General features: G+C 56.7%; 6 protein-coding genes. All 6 read left to right on the top strand.

Annotated features, from left to right (window positions below):
• Nucleotides 1-25 precede the first annotated feature (25 nt).
• The 6 genes from addB to NSQ24_RS21920 all read left to right on the top strand — a co-directional run bounded on the left by addB (nucleotide 26) and on the right by NSQ24_RS21920 (nucleotide 11,943).
• The gene (addB, locus tag NSQ24_RS21945; protein ID WP_339166583.1) at nucleotides 26-3,547 is read left to right on the top strand and encodes a helicase-exonuclease AddAB subunit AddB; all 3,522 of its coding nucleotides are present in this window, start codon (nucleotides 26-28) and stop codon (nucleotides 3,545-3,547) included.
• Complete coding sequence (gene addA / locus NSQ24_RS21940; RefSeq protein WP_339166581.1) at nucleotides 3,510-7,436, top strand: helicase-exonuclease AddAB subunit AddA; 3,927 nt, start codon at nucleotides 3,510-3,512, stop codon at nucleotides 7,434-7,436. Before addB ends, addA begins: the two co-directional genes overlap by 38 nt.
• Nucleotides 7,437-7,542: 106 nt before the next feature.
• The gene (locus NSQ24_RS21935; protein WP_161785193.1) at nucleotides 7,543-9,015 is read left to right on the top strand and encodes a PepSY domain-containing protein; all 1,473 of its coding nucleotides are present in this window, start codon (nucleotides 7,543-7,545) and stop codon (nucleotides 9,013-9,015) included.
• A gap of 99 nt (nucleotides 9,016-9,114) precedes the next feature.
• On the top strand, nucleotides 9,115-9,651 hold the full coding sequence (locus NSQ24_RS21930) for a sigma-70 family RNA polymerase sigma factor (protein ID WP_003391727.1): 537 nt from the start codon (nucleotides 9,115-9,117) through the stop codon (nucleotides 9,649-9,651).
• Entirely contained in the window at nucleotides 9,635-11,302 is a 1,668-nt protein-coding gene (locus tag NSQ24_RS21925; protein WP_339166579.1) for a YcdB/YcdC domain-containing protein, read from the top strand. Before NSQ24_RS21930 ends, NSQ24_RS21925 begins: the two co-directional genes overlap by 17 nt.
• Before the next feature lie 125 nt (nucleotides 11,303-11,427).
• Nucleotides 11,428-11,943, top strand: coding sequence for a DUF402 domain-containing protein (locus NSQ24_RS21920; RefSeq protein WP_003391721.1), 516 nt, complete (start codon nucleotides 11,428-11,430; stop codon nucleotides 11,941-11,943).
• The last annotated feature ends 38 nt before the right edge of the window (nucleotides 11,944-11,981 follow it).

Here is an 11,981-nt window from a genome sequence, read left to right as displayed (position 1 = left end):
TCAACAACGACGAGGAGGAGTGCTCATGGCAGTACAATTTGTCCTGGGCCGTGCCGGAACAGGCAAGACGCAAACCATCCTGAACCAAATGGAAGCGCGGCTGAAGCAGTCCGCGCTCGGTTCGCCGATGATTTTGCTCGTTCCTGAGCAGGCCAGCTTTCAAGCGGAGTACGCACTCGCTTCCATCCCGGGACTGCACGGCGTGATCGGCACACAGGTCCTCAGCTTCGGGCGGCTGGCGCATCGGCTGCTGCAGGAGCTTGGCGATTTGACGCTCGTGCCTGTCGATGACCTGGGCAAGCAAATGGTCCTGCGCCTGCTGCTGGAGCGCTACAAGGAAGAGCTGCAGGTATTCAGGCGGGCAGCGCTGCAGCCCGGTTTTACGTCCCAGTTGGGCCGTCTGATCAGCGAGTGCAAGTCATACGGCGTCAGCTTTACCCATACGGAAAACGTCGATTGGGGAAGCGGGACGCTCAATCAAAAAATACATGATCTGAGACTGGTCATGAATGCGTACGAGGCTCATCTCGCCCAAGGGTACTGGGATGCGGACGATATTTTGAACCGCGTTGCTGTCATGATCAAAGATTCCGCTTACATCGCCCAGACCGAGATTTTTATCGACGGTTTCAGCGGATTTACGAACCAGGAGCTGCGGGTGATCGAGCAACTGATGGTCTGCGCCAAAAAGGTCACGATTGCGCTTTGCCTCGACCCGTCCGAACGGGATGCCTCCCCTGATGAGCTCGGATTGTTTCATCCGACTCTGCGCACCTACCAAACATTGGAGAAGATGGCCAAAGAAGCGGGCGTAGCGGTCGAAAGCCCGATTCTGTTGACCGGGCCGGGGAGATTTGCCGGCAGTCCGTGGCTTCGCCAGCTGGAGGATCGTTACTTTGCGTGGGGAGACCCGGGTACTCCTCCGCCTCCCGCAAGAGCGGATGAAGTAAGTCTGCTGTCGGCCGCCAATCGCCGGGCCGAGGTGGAAGCGGTCGCTCTGCAGATTCTCGAGCTTGCGCGCACGGAGGGGTATCGCTGGCGCGACATGGCGATACTGCTGCGCGAGATCGGCACCTATGCGGACGAGCTTGCGACCGTGTTTACCGATTACGGGATCCCGTTCTTCCTGGATCAGAAGCGCACGGTCATGCACCATCCGCTGATGGAATTGGTCCGTTCCGCTCTGGAGGTGGTCACGGCCAGAGGGCGGTATGAAGCGGTATTCCGCTGCCTGAAGACAGATTTGGTCACACCGGAGGGACGCGTTTCCGACAGCGGGGAGCAGGTTCCACTGAACGTGATTCGGCGAGAAGTCGACTTGCTGGAAAACTATGTGCTGGCACATGGCGTATACGGCTCTTATTGGTCGGATGAGAAGCCGTGGCGGTTTGGCGGAGAGTCTGCGGAGGATCAGGCGGCAGATGAATTGCGAAGACAGTACGCAGCGCCCTTGCGCCGGTTTGAAGAAGAGCTGAAGCAGGCGGAAAAGAAAGATGTCCGCGCGATGGCGACAGCTCTCTACCGCTTTTTGGTCAGTCTCGACGTACCAGGCATACTGGAAAAGTGGCAAAGAACGGCAGAGCAGTCGGGAGAGCTGGACGATGCCCAGATGCACGGGCAGGTCTGGAACGGGCTGATGAGCCTCTTTGACCAGGTCGTCGAAGTGATGGGCGAGGAGCAGATGGACATCGACACGTTTGCCAGCGTCCTGGAGAGCGGACTGGAAAGCATTGAGCTTGGCCTGGTGCCGCCTGCGCTGGATCAGGTATTGGTCGGGTCGATGGAGCGTTCCCGCCAGCCGGATGTACGGGCTCTCTTTCTGCTTGGGGTCAACGAAGGAGTCATTCCCCTCAAGCCGAAGGAAGACGGCGTGCTGGACGAGGCGGAGCGGGAAAGGCTCGCGGAAATGGGCATGGAGCTCGCGCCGACAGCCAAGCAGCGGCTGATGGCCGAACCGTTTCTGCTCTATCAGGCGATGACCCGTCCGGCGGAGCGGCTGTATTTGAGCTGTGCGCTGGCAGATGAAGAGGGGAAAGCGCTTTTGCCTTCTTCGGTGTTTGCCCGCGTCCGGGAAGTTATCCCGGATGTGCCTTACCGGTTTTTCCACAATGAGCCGAGCGGGAATGCCGAGGCGGACTCCTTTTTGCTGGGCTCGCCGCGACGCGTATTCAGCCATTTGCTTACGCTCGTGCGGGAAATGAAGGAGAGCGGCAGCCTGCCCGTTTTCTGGTGGGAGGTATACGACTGGTTTCTGCGGCACTCTCCCGACGCGAGCAGAGAGAAGTGGCTTCTGTCCGGCTTGCGCTACACAAACCGGCCGATGCCGCTGGACAGGAAGACGAGCCAAGCCCTTTACGGGGACCGTCTCAAGATGAGCGTCTCCCGGCTGGAACGCTTCCAGACCTGTCCATTTTCTCATTACTCCTCGCACGGCCTGCGCTTGCGAGAGCGGCAGCTATACAAGCTGGAGCGTTTTGACGTGGGCGAGCTATTCCACGCCTCGCTCAAGCGCGCAGTCGAAAAGATGAACGAGGAACATCTGGAATGGAGCCGTTTGACCGAAGCGAACAGCATGCAGTTGGCCGGTGAAGTAGTTGACGAGCTGGTGCCGTCGACCCGCAGCAGCATCCTCACCCGGACGGCCCGGTACCGATACCTGTCGGGCAAGCTGAAACGGGCGGTCGGAAGAGCCATCTACGTCCTGGGCGAGCATGCGAAGCGGAGCCGCTTTGCCCCTGTAGGTCTGGAGGTGGCGTTTGGCCCTGGCGGAGATCTGCCTGGACTCGAACTGCGGCTGGCCAACGGCTCCTCTGTCCAGTTGATCGGGCGAATCGACCGTGTCGACCAATCTCTCGACAGCGAGATCCCGTATTTGCGCGTGATTGACTACAAATCCAGTCCGAAGCAGCTCCTGCTGTCTGATGTGTTCAACGGTCTGAATCTGCAGCTTCTGGTCTACCTCGATGTGGTCGTGACGAATGCAGAGGAATGGCTCGGCCAAAAGGCAGAGATGGCTGGTGTCTTTTACTACCAGGTAGCGGACCCGTTTGTCACGGCAAAGCGGCTTTTGACCAGTGATGAAGCGGCCAAGGAGCGGGCAAAGCGATTGCGGATGAAAGGCTTGATGCTGGCCGACCCGGAATTGGCCCGCATGATGGACGCACAGGTGGAGCAGGGGGCTTCCGAACTGGTTCCGTTTGAATTGAAAAAGGACGGCACCTTGTCGGCTCGTTCCTCTGTGGCAACGGCGGAGCAGTTTCAAGCGCTCCAACAGTTCGTCCGCACCACGGTAAAAGAGCTGAGCACGCGGATGACAGACGGCGACATTGAGATTTCCCCCTATGTGAGCGGAACGTTGACTGCTTGCGATCGATGCTCGTACAAGCCTGTCTGCCAATACGACCCGGATGGAGACGCAAATCAGCTGCGCCAGCTTCCCAAGTGGAACAACAAGGAAATATGGGATATGCTCCAGAGCGGGCAATTAACAGATGCGGAGGTGGATAGCGATGGAGCAGCAATCGAGTCAGCCGCAGGCAAAGCCTGAGCAGTGGACCGACGAGCAGTGGCAGGCGATAACGAGCCGTGGAAGCAATTTGCTGGTGGCGGCAGCAGCTGGCTCTGGGAAAACCTCAGTGCTCGTAGAGCGGATCATTCGCCGGATCATGGACGAAAGCGATCCCGTCGGGGTGGATGAATTACTGGTCGTTACCTTTACCAATGCGGCCGCCGCGGAGATGAGGCACCGGATCAGCGAAGCGTTGCGAAAGGCGCTCAAGGAAAAGCCGCAGTCCGCTCATTTGCGAAAACAATTGGCCCTGCTGCAGCGGGCCTCCATCACCACGATTCACTCCTTTTGTCTGGGGCTTTTGCGCCAGTATTACTACCTCGTGGAGCTTGATCCCGACTTCCGCATTGCCGACCAGATGGAAGGCGAGCTGCTCCGCCAGGACATTCTGGAGGAAATGCTGGAGGAGTGGTACGAGCGAGACCCGGATTTTCAACGTTTGGCCGATCTGATGCTGGACGGACAGGATGACCAGATCCTTGTCGGGCTGCTGTTGCGCCTGTACGAGTTTTCACGCAGCAATCCGGATCCGAAGGGATGGCTGGAGGAAGCTGCCGAGATGTTTGCGACAGCGTCCGCAAAGTCGATGGACGGCCTCAAGTGGACGAAAAGCATCCTGCAGTCGCTGAGATGGGAATTGCAAGGTCTGGAAGGAAAGCTGAGACGAGCCGTTCTCCTGGCTGCTTCACCGGAAGGGCCTGCTGCTTACGTTCCGCTGTTGGAAGCGGAGGCGGCTGGCCTGGAGCGGGCAGTAGCGGCGTGCCGTCAGGGATGGGCAGAGACGGAGCAGGCAGTCCGAGGCATTTCCTTTGCACGTTTGCCGTCTGTCAAGGATGTCGACCCGGATCTCAAGGAACAGGTGCAGGGGCTTCGCAATGAGGTGAAGAAAGCGCTTGGCGAGCTGGTCGAGCAAAACTTCTCCATGCCGGCGGAGCAGTACCTGGCGGACCTTGAAAGGCTGGCTCCGTCGATGCAGACGCTGGCCCGATTGGTCACGGAGTTTGACGCGGCTTTTGCGCAGGAAAAACGGGCGCGGGCGCTGGTTGACTTCGGTGATTTGGAGCATCTGGCTCTCCGGCTTTTGACGAGAGCCGATGCTGAGGCGGAGGAGTCAGACAGCAGCGGTGGTGGCGGGAAGCAGCCTTCAGCGCTTGCCCTCCAGTTGCGCGATCAGTATGCAGAGGTCCTCGTCGACGAGTATCAGGACATCAACCTTGTTCAGGAAACGATTTTGCGCATGGTATCGCGTGAACCGGATTCGCACGAAATAGCAAACCGCTTCATGGTAGGAGATGTCAAACAGAGCATTTACCGGTTCCGGCTGGCTGAGCCCAATTTGTTTTTGGAGAAATACTTGAGCTATGAGACCGGCTCTGAGAGCGACCGGCTGGAGCAGCACGAAGCGGGTGGAACAGACTTGCAGGATGCATCGGGAAACAGCCGGGGGACGGGACAGCGGATCGATCTGGCGGCCAACTTCCGCAGCCGCCGCGAAGTCGTGGACGCGGTCAACTTCCTGTTCAGGCAGATCATGTCGCCGGGCGTCGGGGAAATCGACTACGACCGTTCGGCTGAGCTGATCTGCCGCGCCTCCTATCCGGAGGTGGAGCCTGACCGTCTGCAAGTGGAGCTGCATCTGATTGACCGGACTTCACAGGAAGAGGCGGAGGATCAGGCGAATCCCCCCGCAGAGGGCGGAGAAGCTTCCGCAGACGGAGGAGCCGCTCCGGGACTGGGAGAAGCCTTGGAAGAAGCGAGCGCGGCCCAAATGGAGGCCCGACTGATCGCAGAGCGCATCCGCCGCTGGATGGAGCCGGGGAGTGGCGAGGCGCCGCTTCTCGTTTTCGATAAAAAGGCAGGAGGGCTGCGACCGCTCGCTTACCGCGACATTGTCATCCTGCTTCGGGCCACCTCGGCGTGGGGAGAGCCGATGATGGAGGAGCTGCGTGCAGCCGGAATCCCCGTCTATGCGGAGCAAAACCAGGGCTATTTCAGCACGACAGAAGTAGAGGTCATGCTCTCGCTTTTGCGGGTGATCGACAACCCGTTTCAGGACATCCCGCTTGCGTCTGTGCTGCGCTCACCGATTGTCGGCATTGCCGAGCCGCAACTGTCGCAGATTCGCATCAGCTATCCGTCGATCCCCTTTTATCAGGCTGTTCATCGGTATATCGAGGAGCAGCAGGGAGAGGCGGATTGGGAGAAGCGTTTGCGCCGCTTTTTCAGCAAGCTGGACAAATGGCGCACGCAGGCCAGAAGAGATTCTCTGGCCGAGCTGATCGCAACGATCTACCGCGAGACGGGCTATCTCGACTATGTGGCGGCGCTATCGGGCGGCCAGCAGCGTCAGGCCAATCTTCGCGTCCTGTACGACCGCGCCCGTCAGTACGAGGCAGGCTCGTATCGGGGATTGTTCCGCTTTCTCCGTTTCGTCGACCGGCTCCGGGAGGCGGGCAACGATATGGGGGAGGCACGCACGATCGGCGAAAACGAGGATGTCGTCCGCATCATGACCATTCACAAAAGCAAAGGGCTGGAGTTTCCGGTCGTCTTTGTCGCAGGAATGGGCAAGCAGTTCAACACGATGGATATGAAAAGCCACTTCTTGCTGCACAAGGACCTTGGCTTTGGTCCGATGGCGGTAGAGCCTGAGCTGCAGGTGCGATACCCGAGCCTGGCTGCACTGGGCATCCGCCAGCAGCTGCGCCGCGAGATGCTGGCGGAAGAAATGCGAGTAATGTACGTCGCTCTCACCCGGGCAAGGGAAAAGCTCGTCCTGCTCGGAACCGCCAAGGATTTGTGCAAGAGCATCGTCTCATGGGGACGCCAGGGGGACGGCGAGCGGCTGCATGACGAAGACCTTTTGCAAGCAAAAGGCTATCTGGATTGGGTCGGCAGAGCGCTTCTGCGCCATCCGCTCGCAAGTCCCCTCCGGTCTTATCCCCGCGAGTGCGGAGGCGGCGACGAAGTGATGGTGCGAACGGTTCCGGACGAGTCCATATGGTCGTTTTTCTTCCACCGCGCGGACGATCTGAGGGCTGAGGCAGACCGGAATTCCGGCCAGCACTCTGACTGGGAGCGAATCACCAGGCGCGAGACCGTACCGGATAGGCCTGTTGATCCTGAAAGCGCGCGGCTGATTGAGCGCAAATTGGGCTGGAGCTATCCACATCAGGCAGCTTCCCAGGTGATGACCAAATGGACCGTCAGCGAACTGAAGCGGCGGGAACAGGCTGTTTCCAGAGGCTATCCGCTTCGCGTCCCGACGATTGTGGAAAAGCCGCGGTTTTTGATGGAGGAGGGCGCTCACACGCTCACGGCAGCCGAGCGGGGAACGATCACCCATCTGATCCTGCAAAACATCGATCTCAAACGACCACTGGACGAGGACGATGTCCGCGACCAGATTGCCTCGCTGTTGTCCCGCCGCTTTTTGACGGAGGAGCAGGTTCAGGCTATCGACGTCATGCAGATCGTTCGTTTCTTCGCCTCGCCGCTGGGAGATCGGATGAAGCGGGCACGGGTGGTCCACCGTGAATTGCCGTTTACCCTGGCGAAGCCAGCTTCTCTCGTGGAGCCTGAAATGAGCGGTGCAAGCGAGGAGCAAATCATCGTGCAGGGCGTTATCGATTGTTTGCTGGAGGAAGATGACGGCGGGCTCGTATTGCTTGACTTCAAGACAGACAGAGTAGCGATGGAGAAATCCGAAGCTGTGAAACAGAATATGATTGAGCGGTACGGCGAGCAAATACGCCTCTACCGGCAGGCAATCGAGCAGATTGTCGGCAGGAGCGTGAAGGAGAGCTATTTGTACCTTCTCGCTGGCGGCTACGCCCTCTCGTTTGATGACGAGGTCCGGTTCCTTTAAGGGAACCGGAATTTTTTTTTTGAGCAAAATTGAAACAAATTCCAGATTCACCCGAATATTGGAGTGAAAGCAAGTATGATGGAGAATGGAAGAGGAGGAAATCATTGTGAAAACAAAAAGCTACGCGTTCGTTGCCCTGTTGGCCAGTCTTGCAGTTGCCGCCCCGCTGCAGGTATCGGCAAATCAGCCATTGCCTGCGGCTGGTAAAACCGTCCAGGTACAGGTAGTGCCGGCGCTCATGGAGCAGGCGGACAAAGCGCTGGAGCAGGCGAAAAAAATGCTCCCTTATCTTGATCAATACCCGTATAAAGTAGTCGAGCCGGGAGAGGGTGGCCAGGTGGTGGTCGTCTTGCAGCAATCCAAGGAAACGCCATTTCCCCGAATTTCCTTGTACGTGGACGGACGTACGGGAGAGTGGAAGGGATTTCACCGGATGAACGGAGGGACGACTCCTCCTTCCACATATTCGCTGGACAAAGCCATTGAAAAGGCGACAGCTTTTATGAAGAAGTGGTACGGAGAAGGCATGGGCGACTATCAGTACAATCCGAGCTTGACTGCCTCTGCGGACTCGATCGTTTTTTCCCGGGGTGTGAATGGAATCCCCTTGCAAAATGACAGTGTCATGATCGATGTGGACAGCAGCGGTGAAATTGTCGGCAAGACCGTTATGGCTTCTCTGGCGCTTTCCCGGGACAAATATGTATTTCCGAAGCCCGAGGGAGTGATAACGAAGGACCAGGCCGAAAAGGAGCTGGCACAATACCTGCGTTTGCAGTACGAAACGAAGGAGGGCAGTGCAGCTCTCCGCTACACCTTCGCTTTCTCTGGTGAGCTGGATGCCAAGACAGGGAAGGACACAGGAGAGAACAGCTATCACAAGATCATTCAGGTCCAGCCCAAGGGCGAGGCTCCTGTCGCAAAAAATGCTGCAGAAGCCGCCGCTTTCCTGGCAAAGCGGGGCATTCAGACAGAGGGAGCCGTCGCAAGCGAGGACATAATGGAAAAATTCAATCGAAAGACCATCGAATGGACGAAAGACGAGGAACGGATCGCTACTGTCGTCATCGATACCAAGACCAACAGCCTTCTTTCCTACGAAAATACGGCACATGTCATTGCCGGAGGAAGCAAAGAGAAAAAGATCACAGCGGAGCAAGCCCTGCAAACGGCAATCAAGGAGATCGAAACGTATCTGCCCGCGAGCGAAAAGGAAGTCATGCTGCTGGAAAGCCCGCGCTACATGAAACACGGCAACACCTATCGCGCAGAATTTGCCCTGTTGCACGAGGGAATTCCGGTACGGGAATGGCGATACGAAGTGAACGTCGATGCGGAAACAGGAAAAGTCATCAAAACATCGCTCAGTGTCCGAAAGCAAGTGAATTTCCCGAAGGCTGATCAAGCGATTGATCCGGCGGAAGCGGCAGCTCATTACGTGAAGGAATTTCCGTTGACGCTTGTATATACGCTCGGAGAAACGGATCAGCAAGCAAGGCTTGTGTACAAGGCAGCAGACGTCGTCCGCGGGCAAAGAGTTGACGCGGTTACGGGCAAAGTGCTCTCCTGGAAAGAGTAATTTTGAGGAAGCGCAAGGCTTCTTTTAAATGGCTGGCAAATATACAACCTGGAATGGCTGGCAAACATCCGACCACGCAGAGGAGAAGGAGGGGAAGCGGTGACGGACGATCTCGAGCAGCGCATTCGAACGATCTACAAGACCTATTACGAGGATGTTTATACGTTCCTGTATTACTTTACCGGGCGCCGGGAGGATGCAGAGGATATGACCCAGGAGGTGTTTACGCGCCTCTTGAAAGCTCTGCCTCGCTATGACGGACGCGTCTCGATGAGAACCTGGCTGTTTTCCATCGCAAGGCATGCCGCCATAGACCAATACCGGAAGCAAAAGTGGCTCCGTCTGTTTTCCGCCACCCTGCTGGATGACATGAGGTCCCAGGACGGGCTTCCGGAAGAATCGCTTGCGGCAAAGGAAGAGATGCGGATGGTAAAAGAAGCGCTGCAAAAGCTGAAGCCGCACTACAGGGTAATCGTGATCGTCAGAGGCATCAAAGAGTATTCGATCAAAGAAACAGCCGAGCTTTTGCACATCTCGGAGGCAAAGGTCAGGGTCGACTATCACCGGGCGCTGAAAATGCTGCAAAAATATATGGGCGGAGAAGAAGGAGGGGTGATCAGTGAGTTTGCCAGATGAAGAACAGATCGAAAAATCTCTTCGCAGGTACCGGGCGACGGTGCCGGCTCCGCGGGAAGAGTGGGTCCGATATGGGGAGGAAATGCTGGCCCGGCAGGCGAGAAAGATGAAACGGACAGAGAGGATCACCAGAGTAATGACCTACTCGCTTGGCACTTCTGCCGCCATTTTGATCGGCGTGTGGATGCAGGGAGCAGTTACAGAAAAAGCGAATCTTCCCTCCACAGCAGATCACGGACAAAGGGAGGAAAGCGCCTACGCAGCTTCGGCACCCGTACAAGTCCCGGGCATTTTCCGCTCCCCGGTTGTCCCCCCGTATTCAACAAACGGAGAGCTTTCTTCTGATGGGGAGAAAAGCTTGGTTTTGCCGCAGACGGCAAATGGGCAGGGAACAGGACAGAAGCTCGGTATAGAGGAAGCAGGGGAAACAGAAGAAGCCGGAGAAGCCCGGGCGCAGCGCGAAAGAACCGTCCACAGCGAAGAACAGTCCGCAGAACGATCGGCAGCAGTTACGGGAGACGGTTTGTCGGCAGCGGACCAGAAGTCGGTCAGCACGAGCGGGCTTCAGAGGCAAGCGGAGAGATATTTGCAGGAAAAGCTGGGGCAAGAGAGCAGGCAATACCGTTTCAACCCTGCCCGCTCCCGGTTGGCAGAGGGGATCGTCGCTTTCAGTCGCGTCGTAGAGGGAATTCCCGCAGAGGAAAGCAGTTTGGTTGTGAAAATAGACAAAGGGTCGGAAGTAGTCGGGATGGAAATCTATCCAAGCGAGCAACATTCATTTTCTTCCGGCTCCGCTCAGAAGCCAATGATCGATCAGGCAGAGGCCGCACAAAAGCTGGCGACTACGCTGCGACTCGTCTATGCCAAAGGCGAAAAGCCTGTCTTGCGGTATCAGCCGCTGCAAATCAGCTATGTGGACGCCCTTAGCGGAAAAGTAGCGGCACATGGAAGCCAGGCAGCGGAAACCATCCGCGTACAGCCTGAAGCAAAACCGCTCCGGGCATTAGACGTCGATTCGGCTTCCGGGCTGCTGCGAGATGAGTTCGGAGTAAAGATAAAGAATGGAAGTAAGCCTGTCAGAATGATCAATGGTTCAACCTTCGAATACCTTTGGGAGTGGGACGGAGGAAAATCCGCGAGAATCCGCATGGACAAAAAGGGAAATGTTCTTTCGTTCACGACCAGAAACGCTGCTGCGAAGGCAGGGAATCAAGAAATCGGAGTGGAGGAAGCCCGGCGGATCGCGATAGAAAGGCTGGCCCGTTATCTGCCTGCCGGCGTGGAAGAGATAGAAATGATCAGTCAGGTGCAGGACGGACAACAAACGCTGTACCGGTTCTCCTGGGTGCATCAGGGGATTCCGGTGATCAATCACAGCTTTGACGTATATGTAGACAGAACCAGTGGAACAATCGCGGGCATGGCTGGTCCGTTCGGAGAAGCACTCCCTCAGTTGCCAAACGCAAAGGGCGTCATTTCGCTGGAGGAGGCCATGAAGGTGTTCGCGGAGAAGGTGAAGCCAGAGCTGGCTTATCGCACAAATGACCAGGGGAAAACAGACACAGGTATGCAACTGGTTTATCCATACCCCATGCGGAACGAGAAGCCGCTTGCCATTGATGCAAAAACAGGGACACTCATTCAACCATAAAAGAGAGAGCATTTGCAGCCGGTCAGGATATGGCCGGTTTTTTTTGTATGCCGGCTTGCTTTTTTACAGGAACAGGGAAAACATGTTACAGTGAACGTGGAAACTAGGGAAAAGGAGAATGCAGGATGAAACGAAAAAGAGCCGATCGGCCCAACTGGCGGCGGGTAAAAAAGCTGGGCTACCTGGAGAAACGGGTGGAATCTGCGGAGTTCACGGGCTATGCTGTCCGCTTGACACTGGATCAGGTGCATGAGCCGGCATTTATGACGGTGGGCGGAAAGCGTATGTGTGTAGGCGACAAGGGGTATTGCTACCTGCAGTATTTCCCGGACGGCTGCGGCTACGCTGTGACCAAAATGCTGGATGCCCAGGGAAGAACGATCCAATGGTATATCGATATTTGCAAGCGGCACGGAAAGGATGAGCAAGGATATTTGTATTACGACGACCTGTATCTCGATATCGTGGTGCTGCCGAACGGCGAAGTGTATTTGCTGGATGAGGACGAACTGGAGGATGCCTTGAAGAAAGGGGCCATCGATGAGGAGGAGCATCAGTTTGCCTGCAGGACTGCGGCTGCCCTGCTGGAAAAATACAGCGCCGGACAAAGAGAATGGTTTGACTATCCAAATCCTTGGTAATAGGTCTTTACAGAAGAGAGGAGATGCTCCTATAATGC

Source organism: Brevibacillus sp. FSL L8-0520 (assembly GCF_037963895.1).
Taxonomy (GTDB): Bacteria; Bacillota; Bacilli; order Brevibacillales; family Brevibacillaceae; genus Brevibacillus; species Brevibacillus borstelensis.
The sequence above is the reverse complement of the archived record's forward strand: the minus strand, read 5'-3'. Positions and strand labels throughout refer to the sequence as shown.

Excerpts from the sequence above, each read along its gene's own strand:
- addB (WP_339166583.1), top strand. The coding sequence starts at position 26 with ATGGCAGTACAATTTGTCCTGGGCCGTGCCGGAACAGGCAAGACGCAA.
- addA (WP_339166581.1), top strand. The coding sequence starts at position 3,510 with ATGGAGCAGCAATCGAGTCAGCCGCAGGCAAAGCCTGAGCAGTGGACC.
- NSQ24_RS21920 (WP_003391721.1), top strand. The coding sequence starts at position 11,428 with ATGAAACGAAAAAGAGCCGATCGGCCCAACTGGCGGCGGGTAAAAAAG.